This is a genomic window from Mucilaginibacter pankratovii (genome assembly GCF_014773265.1).
Classification (GTDB): domain Bacteria; phylum Bacteroidota; class Bacteroidia; order Sphingobacteriales; family Sphingobacteriaceae; genus Mucilaginibacter; species Mucilaginibacter pankratovii.
This window is the reverse complement of the sequence record NZ_JACWMY010000004.1, coordinates 441,125-459,758: the sequence shown is the minus strand read 5'-3', so window position 1 is coordinate 459,758 and position 18,634 is coordinate 441,125. Positions and strand designations below refer to the sequence as shown.

Genomic DNA, 18,634 nt, shown 5'->3' with positions numbered 1-18,634 from the left:
CAAACGGTACGTCTGCAAATAATTACGTTTCAGTGTTAGGTCATTCGTGTTGATGCGCATAACTTTTTAGCTTTGTTACGTAAAGCTAATCTGTTACCGAATTATCTAACCTTTACAATTGCGAGGAACGAAGCAATCTCCCGATTGGCAGAGCGGCTTGCAACGTGTCTTTTCATGCGTAGAGATTGCTTCGTTCCTCGCAATGACGTGGTGGCTAACAGAAAAGGCTTCACGATTAATCGCGAAGCCTTTTCTGTTGAAATTTATTTTACTCCCGCTACAAGGGGGAGTGAGGGCAACTATAATCCCTCCGTGCCTGGCTCATGCCCTACCATGCGGCCTGTTGTGCGGCCATGCGGGCGGCTTTCAAAATCTGCACGGGCAGGACCTTCTGATGGGAACTCGTGCTGATTTGGCGGCGTTACATCATTCTGTTCGCTGTATGATGCATCGTTACCATCCTGCTGTTGTTCCTGCTCGTTTTGCTGGCTGTAGCCCGAGCCTTCCTCGCGGCTTTGGCCTTCTTCAGGTGTTTCGTTCGGATTAAATGCTGGATCGTATTCCGGGTTTCTTTCGTTAGTTTCCATGGTTTTAGTTTTTAATTGTTACCTAATAAGTACCAAAAACAGTACCAATCTTTCAGATAATTTAATTATTGGTCAGATTCCGCACCTTAACGGTTTCGTAATCTGACCAATAACTGGTTAAATTACACTTGGCCTTGCCGAATCGCCGCCTTCTGTGTCGTCGAGTAAATTTTCATCCTCTTCGTCAGCCAGGTCGCTATCACCGCTTGCAAGATCATCGTCGTCTTCTACCAGGTCAACATCGTCGCTGATAAGATCGTCGTCATCTTCCGTGATTTCGTCTCCCGTAGCTAAAGAGCCATCGGTATCCACATCATCTTCGGTTTCCAGGCCATCTTCTTCGTCTGTAGCAATTGATGAAGTGTTGCTGTTTTCCTGCGTGGAGGGTGCAGAGCCGGACCCGTAATTTTGGGTTTCATCCTGGGCATCCCAGGCATTTTCATTGTTAATGTTCATTGGATTTTTAGTTTGTTTTGTTACCTAAATAACCCAATAATTAACCTTATGTTTTGAAATTTATCTTAATAAGAAATAAATTATTGTTGCAGAATTTACCATCCTCGTTCGCAATCGTTGGAAAGCCGAGGAAAACAGCGGTAAGGACAACGCATGATAAGCGGTTGAGGTTGAATTGCGTTATGCGCTCACCATACAAAGTTCCTTCAGCTTAGCTACCGTATAGTCCACCTCATCCTTAGTGTTATATTTTGAGAAGGAGAACCTAACCGATGGCCTATCGGCACTGGCACCTATGGCGGTAAGTACGTGCGAGCCGATATCCGAGCCGGAACTGCAGGCACTGCCGCCCGAAGCCGAAATGCCGGCAATATCCAGGTTAAACAGCAGCATATCAGCCATCTCCATTTCGGGGAAGGAAGTGTTCAGTACAGTATACAGGCTTTTTGAGGGATCGGTTTCGCCGTTGAAGGCTACACCGGCAATTTCCTGCTGCAGCCTGGCCATCATATAGCTTTTCATATCTTGTATATAAGTCTGGTGAGCGTCCATTTCGCTATAGGCCAGCTCCAGCGCTTTTGCAAGGCCGGCTATGCCGTAAACGTTTTCGGTGCCACCGCGCATGTTGCGTTCCTGTGCGCCGCCGTATATCATCGGGTTAATTTTCACTTTGTGGTTCACGTGCAAAAAGCCCACGCCTTTTGGGCCATGCAGCTTGTGGGCCGCGCATACCATAAAGTGCAATTTAAGCTTGCTCAGGTCATGTTTATAGTGACCCATAGTCTGAACCGTGTCACTGTGGTAAATAGCGTTATATGCTTCGCACAGGTCGCCTACGCGCTCTATATCGGTAATAGTGCCCAACTCGTTATTGGCATGCATCAGGGATACAAAGCTGCGCTCGTTATCCTTCAGCAAAGTTTCCAGGTGATCGTAATCAACGTTGCCTTTACAATCTACATCCACATAGCTCAGCTTGATGATGCCCGACTTTTCCATCGACTGCAGGGTGTGGATCACCGCGTGGTGCTCCAGCTTGGTAGTAATGGCGTGGGTAAGCTTATGATCGATAATACCACAACGGATGGCAGTGTTATCCGCCTCGGTGCCACCGCTGGTAAAGAAGATCTCCGCAGGCGATGTGTGCAGCAAGTTAGCTACGGTTTTACGCGAACGCTCTATTAGCGTGCGTACTTCGCGGCCATGGGCGTGTATAGAGGATGGGTTGCCAAACTGGTTTTCCATCACCTTGTACATTTCCTTTAAAACTTCAGGATCGAGGGCGGTAGTGGCTGCATTATCGAAGTAAACGCGCATAGTGGTAAGTGGTGAATGGTGAGCAGTGAGTGGTTGTCTTTCGGACTCACGCTAATCGTTTAAATTTAATATTTCTTTTATATCCCTGATGATCTTTTCGGCCAGGTTATTCGCTACCGTTTCTGAATTTGCTTCAGAATAGATGCGGATAATGGGCTCGGTATTCGACCGGCGCAAATGTACCCATTCTTTGTCAAATTCTATTTTCAGGCCATCAATTGTTGAGTGCGGCTGCTTCTGGTATTTTTCTTCTACCTTCAGTAACAGCGCGTCGATATCCATTTCGGCGGTAAGCGTAATTTTATTTTTAGAAATAAAGTAGCCGGGGTACGAAGCTCTTAAAACAGACACCGGTTTTCCAAATTTGGCCAGGTGGGTTAAAAACAGGGCTATGCCCACCAGCGCATCGCGCCCGTAATGCAGTTCCGGGTAGATAACCCCGCCATTGCCTTCGCCGCCTATAACGGCGCCAACTTCTTTCATTTTGTTTACTACGTTTACCTCGCCAACGGCAGCGGCATGATATTCGCCACCCTCCTTCTCAGTAACATCGCGCAGGGCACGGGTGCTGGACAGGTTTGATACTGTATTGCCTTTGTTATTCTTCAACACATAATCCGCCACGGCAACCAGCGTGTACTCCTCGCCAAACACGTTGCCATCCTCGCAAACAAAGCAAAGGCGGTCAACATCCGGGTCAACAGCTATACCCAAGTCAGCATTTTTCTTGGTCACTTCCTGCGACAGCGCTACCAGATTCTCGGGCAGCGGCTCGGGGTTGTGGGGGAAATTGCCATCAGGCTCGCAATATAATTCGTGCACGGTATTTACGCCCAAAGCTTTTAATAAAGCCGGTACAAATATGCCGCCTGTAGAGTTTACGCAGTCTATCACCACCTTAAAATCGGCGGCTTTAATAGCTTCTACATCTACCAAAGGCAGGGCTAAGATCTTATCTATGTGCTTTTGCAGGTAGCTGTCGTCCTTAGTCACTTTACCAAGGGAATCTACGCCTGCGTATATAAAATCGCTGTTTTCGGCAATTTCCAAAACTTCTTTGCCATCGGCATCGCTAATGAATTCGCCATCAGCGTTCAACAGTTTCAAAGCGTTCCATTGTTTGGGGTTGTGGCTGGCTGTAAGGATGATACCACCGGCAGCCTGCTCATCGGGCACGGCAACTTCAACAGTTGGCGTGGTGGATAACCCAAGGTCTATTACATCAATTCCTAAACCTTGTAAAGTGCCGATAACCAGGTTGTTCACCATATCGCCGGATAAGCGTGCATCGCGGCCAATAACGATCTTTTTAATACCCGAGCGTTTAACCGCCCAGCTGCCATAAGCTGAGACGAATTTTACAATATCCAAAGGAGTTAAGCCATCGCCTGCCGCCCCGCCAATGGTGCCTCTTATGCCCGAAATTGATTTAATGAGTGTCAAAATGTGCTGTTATTTAGGCTGCAAAAATAAGTTATTTAACCCATAGCAATGTAAACATACGGTAGTTTTAAGGATGAATTTATAGCTATATTTGACGCAAAGCATGAGAATATTATTATACATTATCTATTTTGAACTTGCGCTCTGCATTCTATTACCTGTGTATTTAATATTTGCTCAAAACTTGGGATTAGGTGTTTTTGGAGTGGGCTTTATCTTCCTGATTACATTTGCTTACTATTTATTGTTGCTTAAATTTACGCTGTCCGCTCTCAAAAAAATTGACTCATCATCTAAAATTGTAGGGTTTAGCATTTTAAACGTCGTGCCCATTTTGGGGCATCTTTATTTATTGGACATAATATAAATCACTAACTATCAAGAGCCAATGCCCGATTTCCTTTTACAGCTCGACAGGCATTTATTTTACTTCATCAACCACGACCTATCCAACGCTTTCTTTGATTGGATAATGCCTTGGATGCGCAACCCTAAATTTTGGGTCCCGCTGTATGTCTTCATCATCGCTTTCTGCGTTTATCGCTATAAAAAACAAGGCGCTATACTGGTGCTGATGCTTGCCTTAGCAGCCGGCTTCGCCGATTTTACCAGCGCAAGCCTCATCAAAAAAACGGTGCAGCGCGCCAGGCCCTGCCGGGATGTAATTACCTCCCAAACCGTCATCAGCCGGGTACCCTGCGGCACAGGCTACAGCTTCCCCTCTACCCACGCTACCGACCATTTTGCCATGGCCGCGTTTTTGTGCCTGGCGTTTTTCAGGAAATGGAAATGGATAGGCATTGCCGTTATTTTTTGGGCGTCAATTATCTGTTTTGCGCAGGTTTATGTTGGGGTGCACTTCCCGGTAGATGTGACGGCGGGTGCAATTTATGGTGGATTAGTGGGCTGGCTATTTTTTGCCGGGTTTAAAAAATGGCAGCCGGATTTTGTGCCCTAATGCCGATGAAATCCGCGGTTTTTGGGCGATGAATAACAACCCTAAAAATGTGCTCTAAATGTTTCTAAAAGGCAATAATAATGACCCTAAATTTGGTTCATTATTGTAAATACACGGAGATTTCAGCAAGTAATTTTGGCCTAAGCTCCACGCATTTTATCCAACAGCTCACTCAACTGGCCTGCTTCTTCTTCGGTGAGGTTATCCTGCAGCATGTCTTTTGTTTTAAATTCCTTGTCCATTTTAGATAGGATCTCCAGCCCCTCATCGCTGATGCGGATATCAACGGCGCGCCTGTCCTTACTGTTGGTGCAGCGCGATACCAGGCCCTTTTGTACCAGCCTGTCTACAATGCGCGATGCATCCGACATTTTATCTATCATACGCTCCTTTAGCAGGTTAACTGTGGCAGGTTTTGGGTATTGGCCACGCAGGATGCGCAATATATTAAACTGTTGCTGGGTTAAATTGTACTGTTCAAATTTTGGGCGCGAAAGATTTGTTATCCAGCCGTATGTATACGACAGGTTGATAACCGCTTTGTGGTAATTATCCTCAAAATTCGTGCTCTTTATATCTTCCTCTATTCCCATTTTAACGCAATACCTTGATTTTGATGCAAATATAAATATTTATTCTTCGTTTTGCTCATTCCCCTCTTCCCTGCCGTAATTCCAGGGGCAGTGCAGGCATTTGTTTTTGCAGCAATACCCCCGTTTAAGGTGATATTCTTTTGTAAAAACAAAGTTGCCATCCTCATTTATGTAGTAATCTACGTTTTCCTGCAGCATTAGTTCAGCAATTTTACAAAAATATCATTTTTAAAATGATCGCGAAGGTGTTTGCCCTCGCCGTGCAGTGTCCAAACTTGTTTTGGCTGGGTTTGCTGGATGGTATAGAGGATGTCGTTCCAGTCGGCATGGTCGGATATAAAGAGGGTATCCTGCGGGTTTACCTGTAAATTCTTCCATCCCGAAGCAAATAAACGCTTCACGCCGGTTGCCCGCAAATAGCTATCGAACGTAAATGGCGGTACAATGTATACCCATTCCTCCTGTGTTTTCATCAGCTTGCGCCCGTAGATCTGGTGTTTGCCCAGGGCGAAGCCCATTTTTTCGTAAATAGCATTGATAGGCATAATGCGGTGATGCACCAGGATCTTTTTCTGAGGCGCATGATCATTTATCATCCTGATCAAACGCTGGCTTTTGCCGAGGCTGTAGGCGCCCAACAGGACATTCATCTTGATGTCGTTCAATTTTTTTATCTCCTCCACCGGATCCGGGTGGGCGGTGTTCGGTTCGGCAAAGGTGCTTTCGGTGATCAACACATCGGCTTTTACAAATTGCATGGGCTCGCAGGTGCTGTCGGGCTGCAGCTTGTAATCACCGGTGTATAAATATCTCGCGCCCTTGTATTCCATCAGTACCTGTGCCGAACCGGGCATATGGCCCGCGGGGATAAAGGTTATTTGCACGCCCCCAATTTCAAAGGAGGCGTTATAAGCGGCAGTGTAAATTACCCTCCCGGCACTTTTGCCGTATCGCAGCTGCATAAATGCTATGGTGGCTGCCGTGGCGTATACATTAGTATTCCCGCTAACGGCGTGGTCGGCATGGGCGTGGGTTATTACCGCTTTGGTTACAGGTTGTTTTGGGTCGAGGTAAAAATCGCCATAGGAGCAATACAGCCCTTTAGGGTCGAAAGAAAGAAAATCGTCTAAGATCATTCGCTTTTAGCAAGAGACAAGTAAAGTTTATGCAGGTTGAGCACCTGTGGTATCACCAGTTCGGTATCGTCGTTAATAATTACATCATTGGCCATATCCAGTTTTTGCTCCTCGCTCATCTGACGACTGTTGCGTTTTTGCACTTCTTCCAGGCTTACGTTATCGCGCAGCATCACACGCTGAAGGCGCATTTTTTCAGGTGTGGAGATCATTAAGGAGCGGTGGCACATTTTGTAGGAGTCGCTCTCGAACAGCAATGCGGCCTCTTTTAATACATAAGGCACATCTTTTCGTTCTTTAAACTGCTGTACCCATACCTCAAAAGCACGGAACACCGCCGGGTGCACCAATCTGTTCAGTTTCACCAGTTCCTCTTCGTTATTAAAAACAATGCCTGCAATATGTTTACGGTTGAGGGTTCCATCTGCCAGATAAGATTCGGCACCGAAGGTTTTTTTGATACCTGCTACCAGAATAACATCTTTCACCATTACCTTTTTGGCTTCGTCATCAGCGTAAAATACGGGAATACCCAATACCTCAAATATTTTGCAAACCGTGGTTTTTCCGCTGCCTATATTGCCGGTTATACCTACTTTAAACATTACTTTTTAACGATGAAATCCACATTTTGCGGTTCTATTTTTACTATTTTACTGTATGATGGCAGATGGAGAAGCCTTACGGTTAACACCCGGTAGCCTTGCTTCCACTGGTCGAGATCGGCCACGGCCTCAAAATCATCCTCGTTCATATCGGGGTAGTCCTTTAACGAAGTGGTGAACGTAACCCGTACCTTTTGAGGAAAGATCTTAACATCATAAAAATTATGATTGTTTATCAGCTTCACGGGAATCTGCATAGTTTTCTCGGTAAATTCATCTACCGGGATATTTACTATGACGCTTTTGGGCAGCACATTGAGGTTACCTTCGCCTGAAGGTACCAGGTTTACCCGCGACCTAAAGCTTTCGCTAACATCATTTAAAATAACCGAATCGGTCCGCCATGACGAGATCTTAGCCAGCACTTCGGCAGGGCCGCTGATGGTAACATACGCCGGCCGCATGCGTATAGCGCCCGATTGCGCAAACTGCCGCTGGTAGTGCAGGTTGGTTATTAATTTTACAGGCACGCGCTTGGTAAGGCGGTTAGAAAAATCGAAGTAAAGCGTATCGGGCGTAAAGGCAACAATTTGATGGTTGATGTCCTTCTTATCGTTTATCTGGTTTAGCTGGGCGCTTAAAACCACGTAGTTTTTATTTTCGAGGGTGCTAAGGTCAACGGGAACAGCCTTGTTCTCGCCGGCCATCTGCGTAAACAGCATCTCCCAGCCGGTGCCTTGCACCGTTGCGTTTATGGTATCAGACTGCAGGGAATGAAACGCGCGGCGCTGCGGAGTGTTCTTGAAATTAAGCACCCGCTTAACGTTGTACTTGTAGGGGTTTGACAAAACCGTAAATAACCAGGCAAGTAAAGCTATCACCAGGCAGGTTACAAAAGCGGATAACCGCCTGCGCTCAATTGCCGATAATTTGATTATTGCCATTTTTTTGGAGGTAAAAGGTAAAAGGCTAAAGGACAAAGGTAAACTTTGTAAAACAAAAGAAGGCGAAAAGAAAACCTTTCGCCTTTTACCTTTGTCCTTTTACCCGCTTTTTAGGCTTTTTTCTCTACCGCAGGAGTATTTAACGCTTTAGATTCTTCTAAAGAGATGGCCGATTTGCTGAAACGGATGCGGCCACCGTTCTCTACTTCAATTAAAAAGGTAGTATCGGCAACTTCGTATATTTTACCGTGGATGCCCGATGTGGTAATTACCTTATCGCCTTTTTTAAGCTCTTCTACGTATTTCTTCTGATCTTTTGCTTTTTTCATTTGCGGGCGTATCATGAAGAAATAAAACACAACGGCAATTAAGCCGAACATAATGAACTGCGGATTTATGCCTAAAATAGTTGGGGCTGCTGCCTGTAAAAAAATAGTTGCTGTCATTTTTAAGTTTATATATTAATTAGTTTGTTACCTCGCCTATAAGGTGAACCATGCTTTGCGCAGGGTTGGTATTGGCGGTAACGGTTATCTGTTTATCCTGCAGGCCCATTTTGCCTATGCTACTAAAAGTTACTTTTACAGCACCGTCTTCACCCGGCTGGATGGGTGTTTTTGGCCACTCGGGTTTTGTACAGCCGCATGTTGCTATGGCATCTTTTATAATCAACGGCGATTTACCGGTGTTGGTAAATTTAAACTCGTAAGTTACCTTATCGCCCGTTTTAATTTTGCCAAAATCGTGTGTTTCTTTTTCAAACTTCATTACCGGCGCGTTGGTAGCGCTTACGTTATCAGCAGTGGCTGCACCGCCGGTTTTGGTTGATGAATTACATGCCGACAATAACATCCCGGCAACAATGGTACATAAGATCAGTTTTTTCATGATATGGTTATTCTATTAATCCTCTGCCTATTTTCTTTACTTTATTCTCGGCTTTTAGCTCAAACAAAATCTTGTCTAATATACCGTTTATAAACGAATTACTTTTAGGTGTACTAAACTCTTTGGAGATCTCCAGGTACTCGTTAATGGTAACCTTAACCGGGATGGACGTAAAATTAATAAATTCTACAATAGCCATCTTCATTAACAAGGTATCCATCATAGCTATACGGTCAGGCTCCCAGTTTTGGGTTTTCTGCGCGATGAGTTCCTGGTATGGGGTATCAAACCTGATAGTTTGCTCAAACAGGTTTACTACAAAATCCCTGTCCTCTACCCAGTTGCCGCTAATTTCGGCGAGGTGATTCTCTTTAGGATCATCGAAGGCAAAGTTTTTAAAGGTTTTTGCAATAAGCGCCTGCAACACCTCTCTATCTACCGGCCAGTAAATAAATTTGTCTTCAAATACCTGCTCGGCAAGCGATGATTTCAGGATAACCTTTTTGAAGATGAATTTAATGATGTCTTTATCGGTACCGATGGTATCATCCGTCTTCGCCAGGTAATCGGCGTAATCCGTAGAGTTTTTCAGCGTAGTGAACAGCGATTTTGCCAGTTCGGGATCAAAAGACCATTCTACTTTATACTTTTTTAAAGCGATCAAATAGTCTCTGTTATCGCCAAGAGAAGTGTAAAACTTGTTGGTTAATATTTTAAGGTTGGGGTTTAAGTCATCTGCCGTTGGCAAATGTTTATTTGCCCTATCTTCGGCATCGCGCGAAGCGTAATCAATAACCTCGCTGATAAGAGACAGCATCCAGATGTACATTTCAAATACCTGGTCTATACTGCTTAATAGCTGTTTTTCGTGATGCTTAATGTCGCGTGAGTTTGATTGGTGGTACGCATACAATGATTGTAATACTTTTACCCTGAGGTGCCTTCTGTTTAACATTTGTAAGAACGATTATGCCCCGATAAGCCGGGACTGTTTATGATAATAATTAATAGGTTGACTTTACTTTTTTTATATCTGCAATACGTTTTTCGGCAATTTTGTTTGCCGCTGCCGTGGTAGAAATTTTTTCCGCTTTCGACATCTGTAAAACATTGCGCGTTGCTTCGTAAATATTCTCGGTAAGCTGCATGGTTCGCTTTTTACTGAAGCCCATCAGTTCCGAGTAGCAATTGATGATACCACCAGCGTTTATTACGTAATCGGGCGCAAACAGGATGCCTTTATCCAGCAGCATTTGTCCGTGCAGGGCCTCGTCCTGTAGCTGGTTATTTGCCGAACCTGCTATAATAGGGCATTGCAGCTTGGCAATGGTTTGGCTGTTGATGGTAGAGCCTAAGGCACAGGGCGCGTAGATATCGGCACTGATATCAAATATCGAATTGTTTGATACCGCTTCAGCACCGTATTTTTTTGATACCTGGCGGGTACGCTCGTCATTAATATCGCTGATGTAAACCTTGGCATTCTCCTCGCGCAGCAATTTCACCAAATGCTCTCCTACGTGGCCTATACCCTGTACGATCACCGATTTACCGGTTACGTTATCGTTGCCATAAAGTTCTTTTATACAGGCTTTGATACCCATAAAAACGCCTAAAGCCGCAATGGGTGCCGGGTCTCCGCTGCCACCCATAGTTTCGGGCACACCGGTAACGTGCTGGGTCTCCATACGGATGTATTCCATATCGCGCGGGTTGGTGCCTACATCCTCGGCAGTAATAAATTCGCCGTTGAGGTTTTTGATGAACCTGCCAAATTTGCGCAATAAGGCTTCAGTTTTGTCTTTACGGGAATCGCCAATAATAACAGCCTTACCCCCACCGAGGTTTAAACCCGCGATGGCCGATTTATACGTCATGCTTTTAGAGAGGCGCAGCACATCCTGCAGGGCTTCCTGCTCGGTTTTGTAGGCCCAAAAGCGGGTTCCGCCCAAAGCAGGGCCCAACGTGGTATCATGAACAGCGATGATTGCCCTCAACCCGGTATCCGGATCGCTGCAAAACACAACTTTTTTGTGGCCGAGAGCGTCGAGCTGGTTAAAAATACTATCGGTTGGTTGGTGCAAAGGCATTACAGAACGGCAAAAAATTATTCGTTTTTCAGTCCTGCAAAAGTAGCGGTTTTTTTAATAGGGACAAAGTATATTAGTCCGAAGTCGGAAAAGTCCGGAAGTTGGAAAGATAAAAGCTTACCGAAAGAGAAAAATTAAAACAAATTTGAAATTCAGGACATTTGTCTGTACCTTAGGAGACATAAAGCAGAGAGGCGAATATGAGTGAGCCAAAAATATTTAAAATAGATAATCTCGGATACGAGGCATCTGAAAGCGATAACGTTTTCAATTTTTTGTTAGCAGATGCGGGTATTGCCTATCAACGCACACCGCCTTCAACAGAAAACATCATCGATAACATCCGCGATGGCATCCCCAAGCTGGCCATTGATACCGTTTTAGCAAAAACCAGCATCTCGCGTACGCAGCTTTCTAATATCCTGCATATCAGTACCCGCCAACTCAACCGCTACGAGAAAAACGAGCGCCTCTCTCCCGAGCAATCGAATTTTTTGTACGAGTTTACACGCATTTACACCCGCGGCCTGGATATTTTGGGCGATGCCGCAACCATTGATGCCTGGCTGGCCCGCCCTAATATGGCTTTAGGCGATGTATCCCCCATAGAATTACTGGATACCGGCGAAGGTGCCCGCATGGTGAATGATCTGCTCTCCAACATCGAATACGGTTTTTATTCGTGATATTTTACCGGATAACAAGGGAGAAATACGCCCGCGACCTGAGCGGCAAAGGTGGCTTGCTTTCTGCAGCTCGCTGGCATAAGCACATCCCGGTGATTTATACATCGGTTAATTCATCAACTTGTATTTTAGAGAAACTGGTACACCTGCATACCCGAGAGATACATAACGACCTGGTAACTATAAGCATTATTGTACCCGATGATGCCGCCAGCGAGCGGATCGACATAGCACAATTGCCTGTTAACTGGCGCAAATACCCCGCGCCTGCCATATTGCAACGCATTGGCAACGCCTGGCTAAAATCAAAGGGCGCTTTACTACTTTATATCCCGAGTGTGATAGACCCGCTTGCCAAAAATGTTTTAATAAACCCTTTGCACCCCGAAGCCGCTTCATTAAAAATTGGCGATATACAGCCCTTTAGGTTTGATAAGCGATTGGTAAAATAACGCCATGCTAACGCCATCTTTCGTTTTTTATCCTTCTATCCTTATTCCCTTTTCTTTACTTTTGGGCGTTAACCAATGAAAGCACTCGCGTATCTCAATAAATTCTTTTATAAATACCGCTGGCGGCTGGTGCCGGGTGTGCTGTTTGTTATTATCTCAAACATCTTCGCGGTATTGCCTGCGCAGGTGGTCAGGGTAGCGTTTGATTTGGTTACCGAGAACATTAGCACCTACCAGCTTTTTACAGGCTTTAACCGCCAGGAGATGATCTACGATATCTTTGGCTCCAGCCTGCTGTTGTTCGGCTTGTTGGTACTTATACTGGCTTTATTGCGGGGTTTGTTCCTGTTTTTTATGCGGCAGACCATCATATTGATGTCGCGCCATATCGAATATGATATGAAGAACGAGATCTACAATCATTATCAGCGCCTATCCCTTGCCTTTTACCGCCGCCACAACACCGGCGACCTGATGAACCGCGTTACCGAGGATGTGAGTCGTGTGCGCATGTACCTGGGGCCGGGCATAATGTACAGCATTAATACCGTCATCCTTTTTATACTGGTTATTTACGCCATGCTGACGGTGAACGTGCGGCTGGCCATATTTTCGGTGTTGCCGCTGCCCGTTTTGGCGGTTATTATTTTTTATGTGAACACTATTATTGAGCACCGCAGTGAGCAAATCCAGAAACGGCTCTCAGGGCTATCCAGCTTTGTGCAGGAGAATTTTTCGGGTATCCGGGTGATCAAATCTTACGTTCGCGAGGGTTTTGTGCGCGAGCGGTTTGCCGCCGAAAGCGAAGACTATAAAACGCAAAGCATGGCCATGGCTAAAGTGCAGGCGATGTTCTTCCCATCCATGCTGCTGCTCATCGGCCTTAGCAACGTGATCACCATGTACATTGGCGGTGTTGAGGTAATGAAGGGCAATATCACCGCCGGTAACATCGCCGAGTTTATTGTATACCTTAATATGCTTGCCTTCCCGGTGATATCGCTGGGCTGGGTAACCTCGCTGATACAGCGTGCAGCAGCATCGCAAAAACGCATCAACGAATTTTTGCACGAAGAGCCCGAGATACAATCGCCCAAAGCTGCCCCGCATACACTGGCAGGGAAAATTGAGTTCCGCGACGTATCTTTTACCTACCCCGATACCGGCATACAAGCCTTAAAAAACGTGTCGTTTATAGCTCACCCGGGCGAAATGGTGGCCATCATTGGCCGCACGGGTTCGGGTAAATCAACCATCGGCAACCTCATTATGCGGATGTACGACAGTACCGGCGGGCAGATCCTGATAGACGATAAGCCATTAACACAGCTCGACCTCGATAATTATCGCTCGCAAATTGGCTTTGTACCGCAGGAGGTTTTCCTGTTCTCGGATATCATTTCGCACAATATCGCCTTTAGCGCCGATGTGCTGGATATGCCGCGTGTAGAACAAGCCGCCAAGGATGCCGCCGTTTACCAGAATATTATGGAGCTTGAAAAAGGCTTCGAAACCTTGATTGGCGAGCGCGGCGTTACGCTAAGCGGCGGGCAAAAGCAGCGCGTAAGTATTGCACGGGCTATTGTAAAACAGCCACAGGTGTTAATATTTGATGATTGCCTTTCGGCAGTTGATACCCGTACCGAAGAGGAGATCTTAAGCAACCTGGGCCGCATTATGCAGGATAAAACCAGTATCATCATATCGCACCGCATCTCTACCATCAAAAATGCCGACAAGATACTGGTGATAGATAACGGCGAAATTATTGAGCAAGGCACCCACAACCAGTTGATGGAACTGAAGACCGCCTACTTTGAGCTGTATGAGAAGCAATTACTGGAAGAAGAAGAGCAGGCATAAGCGCCCTATCAGCCAATCTTCTGCACATTGGCCGCTGCCACGCCTTTTGGCCCGGTAGTGGTTTCGTAACTTACCCGGTCGCCTTCTTTTAATATTTTGGCGTAGCTCATCTCTATCGCGCTGAAGTGCGCAAAAATATCTTCCCCGCCCTCATCGGGCGTAATAAAGCCGAAGCCTTTGGTATCGTTAAACCATTTTAGTGTCCCGGTTGCCATATATTTTAGTCGCTTGCTTTAGTATTTCAGCCAATCGTCAAGCTTGTCGGCTGCTTCAACATTATCGGGAAATTCGCCCCATAAAACCTTTTTCGGCCAACGAAAGTTATCCTTGTACCTTATAAATTCTACAGCAGCCGATAGGTCTCTTGTTTTCGCCAGGTAACATTCTTCGTAACTATTCTTTAAAACTATCAACTTGCTTAGCTTATTCCAATTTTCTTTAAAAGAATAAGCTGCTATTATTTCGAGCAAGGCTTCATAGCCCTTCAGGTTTCGGAGATTTATACATAAATAAATCTTGTTGCGCGGATGGATTAAATCATCACCCCCCACTAAGCTACAATAAAATATTTCACCGCTGTCAGCTTTACAAAAAGCCACAATTATACCATCATACCAATCTATCGTTATTACCTCCTTAAAAGCCATTTTGCAAGTATAGGCAGTTAAGATCGCCATTAAGAATTAAAGCCAGATACCCTTTAACTTTAACAATCACCATACATATATAGCAAATAATAGTTTTAATAAATATTCAATATTGTTACAATTAATAGTTGCGCTTTAAAAATTTAATTATATTTATCCCAACCAAAACTATTACGATTACGATTTATGGGAGATTTTGACAACAGAGAGCGTGAAGAAGTGTACTCGAAAAAGGTGAGAGCCGGGAAGAGAACTTATTTTTTTGACGTAAAGGCAACCCGGTCTAACGATTACTATGTTACTATTACGGAGAGCAAAAAACGTTTGGAAGACGGGGTTTTTATAAAACACAAAATATTTTTATACAAAGAAGATTTTGAAAAATTTGCCGAGGGATTAAAAGACACGGTAGACTATATAAAAGACCACCAGGAAGTTGTAGAGAAACGGTACGAATTTAGCGAGAGCCCTGAGGTGGCCAAAGCCGATGAAGATTTCTCATTTTAAGAACAGGCCTCAATTTAAACCTGAATATTACAAGCAAAAGTACCCCGCCCAAAAGGCAGGGTATTTTTGTTTTATGGCTTTAAGGGACCAGTGGACTATTTAGCTTAAATGAACCGTTACCCATTAACGATGCCATGGTTAGGCCACCGAAAATAATGAACAAGAACATTAAAGCGTATAAGATCAACACAATAATGGTTGTGACACCCCATAATTTAAAAAACGATTTCAGCTTGCCGAAGGCGGCATTGGTTTTAATTGAATCGTTATACAAAATGCCTTCCTTCACCGTAGTGCCAAACTTGTATAAGTACAGCGAAAAGAAGAACGTTACTACCGCCATTATCACATAAACAACAGTAATTACAATTAGCAAAACGCGTAAAAATGGGAACATGCCCGCCATTGGAAAACGCTGCATATTGCTAAGGTTATTCGTCGATGATATTGCGACAAACATAATCAGCCCGGTAAAAACAAAGCCAACAATCCCCAGGAAAGTTGCCCATTTACCTGCCTGTACGAGGTATAATTTTGATTCTTCGGAAATAATAAGCGGTTGTTCGGGAAGGGGCTCCAGCGTTTCGTCGGCAGTTTCCATTGTGAGGGTTTAAGTTAAATTTCTTAAAACTACACAAAAGCAGTAACTAAAACTACAGTAACACCCCCTTCATAAACATTACCGCTACGGTAAAGTAGATGATAAGGCCGGTTACGTCTACCAATGTGGCTACAAAAGGAGCGGAAGAAGTTGCAGGGTCGGCGCCTACTTTTTTGAGTAACAAGGGCAGCATAGAACCTGCTAACGAGCCCCAAAGCACCACCCCTACCAGCGAAAAGCCAATAGTGAACCCTACCAGGATCCAGTGCGGACCGTAAAGGGTGCTGAAAAGGCTGAAGACTGCTATGCGGAAAAAACCGATAATACCTAAAGTTATACCCAGCATTAACCCGGACAAGATCTCGCGGCGCATCACGCGCCACCAATCGGCGATGGTAACCTCGCCCAAGGCCATGGCCTGTATTATTAAGGTGGAGGCCTGCGAACCGCTGTTGCCCCCGCTGGAAATGATAAGTGGGATAAATAATGCGAGCACCACCGCTTTTTCTATGGCGTGCTCAAAAAAGCCCATGGCGGTGGCGGTTAGCATTTCGCCCAGAAACAGTATAACCAGCCAGCCCACCCGTTTTTTTACGAGGCGGAACAGGTTGATGTCCAGGTAAGGCTCGTCCAAAGCCTCGGTACCCCCAATCTTCTGAATGTCTTCGGTGTATTCTTCGTTGGCTATCCAAAGGATATCGTCAACGGTAACAATGCCTAACAATATATCTTCTTTATCGGTTACCGGCAAAGCGGTACGGTTATTCATCCTGAACACGTTAATGGCATCTTCCTGCGGGTCGCTGGCGCTCAAGGCTATCAGGCGGCCGTCCATCAGGTCGCTCACCTTGGTTTCGGGTTTCACCAGCAAGATCTCGCGGATGCGGATATCGTCAAGCAGTACGCCGTTCTCGTCTATCACATAAATAACATCGATGGTCTCGGAGTTTTTACCATAGCGGCGTATGTGCGACAGTACGCGGGTAACATCCCATGTTTTTTTAACAGCGATATAATCAGGCGTCATCAAACGGCCAACGCTGTCTTCTTCGTAACCTAACAGGGATAGCGCCTCCTTGCGGTCGGCTGGGCTAAGGTGAAGGATGAGGTTTTTTACCGCGTCGCCATGCAATTCGGCAAAAAAAGCGGTACGGTCATCCGGCGGCAGGGCGTTAATGATCTCGCCAACCTTTTGCCCGGTAAGTTTTTTAATAATACGCTCCTGCGTAGGAAAATCGAGGATACGGAAAACATTTACCGCCCGGTTGAGCGATAAGATAGCAATAAATTTGGGGCCGTGCTCGGGCAGTTCCCCTATAAGTTCTTCTACGTCAGATATATTGAGATTATTTAAATATTCCTGCAGCTGCGTGGTGTCCTCCTGCTCCAGTAACAATTCTATTTGCTCAACCATCTCTTCCATAAAAAACCCTCTTGCTTACATCTTTTTAACTTGATTTATGCCTTGTGCCGGCGCAGGCAAAAGTCGTTTATTTTTTCAAATTACAAGGCTTTTTTTCTGTTATCTTTGCAGCCGATTTAGAAAGTTCATAGTCAATGGTTCATAGTTCATAGCCGAAGCTTTTTTGCTATGAACCATGATCTATCAACCATGAACAAATAAGACTTAAAAAACAAGAAATGGGTTTACAATGTGGTATAGTGGGTTTGCCAAATGTGGGGAAATCAACACTTTTTAACTGTTTATCAAATGCAAAGGCGCAGGCGGCCAACTTTCCGTTCTGTACCATCGAGCCCAACGTGGGCGTAATTACTGTACCGGACGAGCGCTTAACCAAGCTTACGGAGATAGTGAACCCAAAAAGCATCGTGCCAAATGTTATCGAGATAGTAGACATTGCCGGCCTTGTAAAAGGCGCCAGCAAAGGCGAAGGCTTGGGTAACCAGTTTTTAGCCAATATCCGTGCGACTAACGCTATCATCCACGTTTTACGCTGCTTTGACAACGATAACGTGATCCACGTAGATGGCTCGGTAGACCCGATCCGCGATAAAGAGATCATCGATACCGAATTACAGTTGAAAGATCTGGATTCGATAGAAAAGAAGATCTCCAAAATTGAAAAAATGGCCAAAACGGGCGGCGATAAGGAAGCTAAAAAGGCTTACGATGTGCTTACCATTTACCGTAACCACCTGCTGGAAGGTAAAAGCGCCCGTACCGCCCCTGTTGCCGAAGAGGACCAGGAATATATTGCCGATATATGGCTGCTTACCGCAAAACCGGTAATGTACGTTTGTAATGTGGACGAAGGCTCGGTTGTGAGCGGCAATGCTTATGTAGAGCGCGTAAAAGCGGTTGCTAAGGAAGAGAACGCCGAAGTGCTGATCATCTCGGCACAAATCGAAGCGGAAATAGCCGAAATGGAATCGTACGACGATCGCCAGATGTTTTTATCCGACCTTGGCCTAACCGAATCGGGCGTAACGCAGTTGATCAAAGCGGCTTACCGCCTGCTAAACCTGGCCACCTACTTTACCGCAGGTGTGCAGGAAGTACGTGCCTGGACCATTACCAAAGGCTTTACGGCGCCACAGGCGGCAGGCGTTATCCACACCGATTTTGAGAAAGGCTTTATCCGTGCCGAGGTGATTAAATACGAAGATTTTGTAAAATACAATGGCTCGGAAGCTGCTATAAAAGAAGCAGGCAAAATGGGTATTGAAGGCAAAACCTATGTGGTTGCAGATGGGGATGTGATGCACTTTAGGTTTAATGTTTAGGCTTGCCAGCCTTCTTTAAAGAAATATCGAACACCGAATTTTGGATAATGAATGATGAAGTAAATTACTTCGGAGTTCGGTGTTCAGTATTCGGTGTTCGGCGTTTAAAACGGTAA

23 protein-coding genes are annotated in these 18,634 nt (G+C 45.2%); 6 read left to right on the top strand and 17 right to left on the bottom strand.

The annotated features are described in order from the left end of the window. Positions 1–299: 299 nt before the first annotated feature. The 4 genes from IDJ77_RS10590 to glmM form a co-directional block, all read right to left on the bottom strand. On the bottom strand, positions 300–587 hold the full coding sequence (locus IDJ77_RS10590; RefSeq protein ID WP_191188905.1) for a hypothetical protein: 288 nt from the start codon (positions 585–587) through the stop codon (positions 300–302). A gap of 117 nt (positions 588–704) precedes the next feature. Further along, on the bottom strand, positions 705–1,043 hold the full coding sequence (locus tag IDJ77_RS10585; protein WP_191188904.1) for a hypothetical protein: 339 nt from the start codon (positions 1,041–1,043) through the stop codon (positions 705–707). A 180-nt stretch (positions 1,044–1,223) separates the two neighbouring features. Further along, a complete protein-coding gene (locus tag IDJ77_RS10580) occupies positions 1,224–2,360 on the bottom strand; it encodes a cysteine desulfurase family protein (protein ID WP_191188903.1) in 1,137 nt (378 codons plus the stop codon). A 51-nt stretch (positions 2,361–2,411) separates the two neighbouring features. Continuing rightward, on the bottom strand, positions 2,412–3,803 hold the full coding sequence (gene glmM, locus IDJ77_RS10575) for a phosphoglucosamine mutase (protein WP_191188902.1): 1,392 nt from the start codon (positions 3,801–3,803) through the stop codon (positions 2,412–2,414). A 388-nt stretch (positions 3,804–4,191) separates the two neighbouring features. Between glmM and IDJ77_RS10570 the strand changes: the two genes are divergently transcribed. Continuing rightward, positions 4,192–4,761 (top strand): phosphatase PAP2 family protein, encoded by a 570-nt coding sequence (locus IDJ77_RS10570; protein ID WP_191188901.1) that lies wholly within the window; start codon positions 4,192–4,194, stop codon positions 4,759–4,761. Between the two features lie 140 nt (positions 4,762–4,901). Here IDJ77_RS10570 and IDJ77_RS10565 read toward each other — a convergent pair whose 3' ends face one another. From IDJ77_RS10565 to IDJ77_RS10525, 9 genes are all read right to left on the bottom strand, one after another. Further along, a complete protein-coding gene (locus IDJ77_RS10565; protein WP_191188900.1) occupies positions 4,902–5,354 on the bottom strand; it encodes a MarR family winged helix-turn-helix transcriptional regulator in 453 nt (150 codons plus the stop codon). Positions 5,355–5,393: 39 nt separating this feature from the next. Next, the gene (locus IDJ77_RS10560) at positions 5,394–5,552 is read right to left on the bottom strand and encodes a DUF5522 domain-containing protein (RefSeq protein ID WP_191188899.1); all 159 of its coding nucleotides are present in this window, start codon (positions 5,550–5,552) and stop codon (positions 5,394–5,396) included. Further along, a complete protein-coding gene (locus IDJ77_RS10555; protein WP_191188898.1) occupies positions 5,552–6,490 on the bottom strand; it encodes an MBL fold metallo-hydrolase in 939 nt (312 codons plus the stop codon). The genes IDJ77_RS10560 and IDJ77_RS10555 overlap by 1 nt, the downstream gene beginning before the upstream one ends. Further along, entirely contained in the window at positions 6,487–7,095 is a 609-nt protein-coding gene (gene coaE / locus IDJ77_RS10550) for a dephospho-CoA kinase (protein ID WP_191188897.1), read from the bottom strand. The genes IDJ77_RS10555 and coaE overlap by 4 nt, the downstream gene beginning before the upstream one ends. Next, entirely contained in the window at positions 7,095–8,039 is a 945-nt protein-coding gene (locus IDJ77_RS10545; RefSeq protein WP_191188896.1) for a CdaR family protein, read from the bottom strand. The genes coaE and IDJ77_RS10545 overlap by 1 nt, the downstream gene beginning before the upstream one ends. A 110-nt stretch (positions 8,040–8,149) precedes the next feature. Next, complete coding sequence (gene yajC / locus IDJ77_RS10540) at positions 8,150–8,485, bottom strand: preprotein translocase subunit YajC (RefSeq protein WP_191188895.1); 336 nt, start codon at positions 8,483–8,485, stop codon at positions 8,150–8,152. Between the two features lie 19 nt (positions 8,486–8,504). Beyond that, positions 8,505–8,927, bottom strand: a complete 423-nt coding sequence (locus IDJ77_RS10535) for a DUF1573 domain-containing protein (protein WP_191188894.1) — start codon at positions 8,925–8,927, stop codon at positions 8,505–8,507. 7 nt (positions 8,928–8,934) lie between these two features. Then, complete coding sequence (locus tag IDJ77_RS10530) at positions 8,935–9,882, bottom strand: transcription antitermination protein NusB (RefSeq protein ID WP_191188893.1); 948 nt, start codon at positions 9,880–9,882, stop codon at positions 8,935–8,937. Positions 9,883–9,931: 49 nt separating this feature from the next. Further along, a complete protein-coding gene (locus IDJ77_RS10525) occupies positions 9,932–11,017 on the bottom strand; it encodes a Glu/Leu/Phe/Val family dehydrogenase (RefSeq protein ID WP_191188892.1) in 1,086 nt (361 codons plus the stop codon). A gap of 200 nt (positions 11,018–11,217) precedes the next feature. Here IDJ77_RS10525 and parS point away from each other — a divergent pair, with 200 nt between their 5' ends. The 3 genes from parS (at position 11,218) to IDJ77_RS10510 (ending at position 14,018) form a co-directional block, all read left to right on the top strand. After that, positions 11,218–11,703, top strand: coding sequence for a type II RES/Xre toxin-antitoxin system antitoxin (parS, locus tag IDJ77_RS10520; protein WP_191188891.1), 486 nt, complete (start codon positions 11,218–11,220; stop codon positions 11,701–11,703). Continuing rightward, positions 11,700–12,155 carry an RES family NAD+ phosphorylase gene (locus tag IDJ77_RS10515; RefSeq protein ID WP_191188890.1) on the top strand — a complete coding sequence of 152 codons (456 nt, stop codon included), beginning with the start codon at positions 11,700–11,702 and terminating at the stop codon, positions 12,153–12,155. Before parS ends, IDJ77_RS10515 begins: the two co-directional genes overlap by 4 nt. Before the next feature lie 75 nt (positions 12,156–12,230). Beyond that, a complete protein-coding gene (locus IDJ77_RS10510) occupies positions 12,231–14,018 on the top strand; it encodes an ABC transporter ATP-binding protein (RefSeq protein WP_191188889.1) in 1,788 nt (595 codons plus the stop codon). Between the two features lie 8 nt (positions 14,019–14,026). Here IDJ77_RS10510 and IDJ77_RS10505 read toward each other — a convergent pair whose 3' ends face one another. Beyond that, positions 14,027–14,233, bottom strand: coding sequence for a cold-shock protein (locus IDJ77_RS10505; RefSeq protein WP_191188888.1), 207 nt, complete (start codon positions 14,231–14,233; stop codon positions 14,027–14,029). An 18-nt stretch (positions 14,234–14,251) separates the two neighbouring features. Next, positions 14,252–14,665, bottom strand: a complete 414-nt coding sequence (locus IDJ77_RS10500) for a hypothetical protein (protein WP_191188887.1) — start codon at positions 14,663–14,665, stop codon at positions 14,252–14,254. A gap of 186 nt (positions 14,666–14,851) precedes the next feature. Between IDJ77_RS10500 and IDJ77_RS10495 the strand changes: the two genes are divergently transcribed. Then, the gene (locus IDJ77_RS10495) at positions 14,852–15,172 is read left to right on the top strand and encodes a DUF3276 family protein (RefSeq protein WP_191188886.1); all 321 of its coding nucleotides are present in this window, start codon (positions 14,852–14,854) and stop codon (positions 15,170–15,172) included. Between the two features lie 79 nt (positions 15,173–15,251). On the opposite strand, the gene IDJ77_RS10490 is transcribed toward IDJ77_RS10495, so the two are convergent. Beyond that, positions 15,252–15,773: a DUF5362 family protein gene (locus IDJ77_RS10490; protein ID WP_191188885.1), complete on the bottom strand. Its 522-nt coding sequence runs from the start codon at positions 15,771–15,773 to the stop codon at positions 15,252–15,254. Between the two features lie 52 nt (positions 15,774–15,825). Continuing rightward, a complete protein-coding gene (gene mgtE, locus IDJ77_RS10485; protein ID WP_191188884.1) occupies positions 15,826–17,196 on the bottom strand; it encodes a magnesium transporter in 1,371 nt (456 codons plus the stop codon). A 218-nt stretch (positions 17,197–17,414) separates the two neighbouring features. Here mgtE and ychF point away from each other — a divergent pair, with 218 nt between their 5' ends. After that, the gene (gene ychF / locus IDJ77_RS10480; protein WP_191188883.1) at positions 17,415–18,518 is read left to right on the top strand and encodes a redox-regulated ATPase YchF; all 1,104 of its coding nucleotides are present in this window, start codon (positions 17,415–17,417) and stop codon (positions 18,516–18,518) included. Positions 18,519–18,634 lie beyond the last annotated feature (116 nt).

Bases quoted from the DNA above. Each gene is read 5' to 3' on its own strand.
- IDJ77_RS10565 (WP_191188900.1), bottom strand. From the start codon at position 5,354: ATGGGAATAGAGGAAGATATAAAGAGCACGAATTTTGAGGATAATTAC.
- IDJ77_RS10500 (WP_191188887.1), bottom strand. From the start codon at position 14,665: ATGGCTTTTAAGGAGGTAATAACGATAGATTGGTATGATGGTATAATT.
- IDJ77_RS10535 (WP_191188894.1), bottom strand. From the start codon at position 8,927: ATGAAAAAACTGATCTTATGTACCATTGTTGCCGGGATGTTATTGTCG.
- parS (WP_191188891.1), top strand. From the start codon at position 11,218: ATGAGTGAGCCAAAAATATTTAAAATAGATAATCTCGGATACGAGGCA.
- IDJ77_RS10495 (WP_191188886.1), top strand. From the start codon at position 14,852: ATGGGAGATTTTGACAACAGAGAGCGTGAAGAAGTGTACTCGAAAAAG.
- IDJ77_RS10545 (WP_191188896.1), bottom strand. From the start codon at position 8,039: ATGGCAATAATCAAATTATCGGCAATTGAGCGCAGGCGGTTATCCGCT.
- IDJ77_RS10560 (WP_191188899.1), bottom strand. From the start codon at position 5,552: ATGCTGCAGGAAAACGTAGATTACTACATAAATGAGGATGGCAACTTT.
- IDJ77_RS10505 (WP_191188888.1), bottom strand. From the start codon at position 14,233: ATGGCAACCGGGACACTAAAATGGTTTAACGATACCAAAGGCTTCGGC.
- coaE (WP_191188897.1), bottom strand. From the start codon at position 7,095: ATGTTTAAAGTAGGTATAACCGGCAATATAGGCAGCGGAAAAACCACG.
- ychF (WP_191188883.1), top strand. From the start codon at position 17,415: ATGGGTTTACAATGTGGTATAGTGGGTTTGCCAAATGTGGGGAAATCA.
- IDJ77_RS10490 (WP_191188885.1), bottom strand. From the start codon at position 15,773: ATGGAAACTGCCGACGAAACGCTGGAGCCCCTTCCCGAACAACCGCTT.
- IDJ77_RS10510 (WP_191188889.1), top strand. From the start codon at position 12,231: ATGAAAGCACTCGCGTATCTCAATAAATTCTTTTATAAATACCGCTGG.
- IDJ77_RS10570 (WP_191188901.1), top strand. From the start codon at position 4,192: ATGCCCGATTTCCTTTTACAGCTCGACAGGCATTTATTTTACTTCATC.
- IDJ77_RS10525 (WP_191188892.1), bottom strand. From the start codon at position 11,017: ATGCCTTTGCACCAACCAACCGATAGTATTTTTAACCAGCTCGACGCT.
- mgtE (WP_191188884.1), bottom strand. From the start codon at position 17,196: ATGGAAGAGATGGTTGAGCAAATAGAATTGTTACTGGAGCAGGAGGAC.
- IDJ77_RS10580 (WP_191188903.1), bottom strand. From the start codon at position 2,360: ATGCGCGTTTACTTCGATAATGCAGCCACTACCGCCCTCGATCCTGAA.
- IDJ77_RS10555 (WP_191188898.1), bottom strand. From the start codon at position 6,490: ATGATCTTAGACGATTTTCTTTCTTTCGACCCTAAAGGGCTGTATTGC.
- IDJ77_RS10590 (WP_191188905.1), bottom strand. From the start codon at position 587: ATGGAAACTAACGAAAGAAACCCGGAATACGATCCAGCATTTAATCCG.
- yajC (WP_191188895.1), bottom strand. From the start codon at position 8,485: ATGACAGCAACTATTTTTTTACAGGCAGCAGCCCCAACTATTTTAGGC.
- IDJ77_RS10530 (WP_191188893.1), bottom strand. From the start codon at position 9,882: ATGTTAAACAGAAGGCACCTCAGGGTAAAAGTATTACAATCATTGTAT.
- IDJ77_RS10585 (WP_191188904.1), bottom strand. From the start codon at position 1,043: ATGAACATTAACAATGAAAATGCCTGGGATGCCCAGGATGAAACCCAA.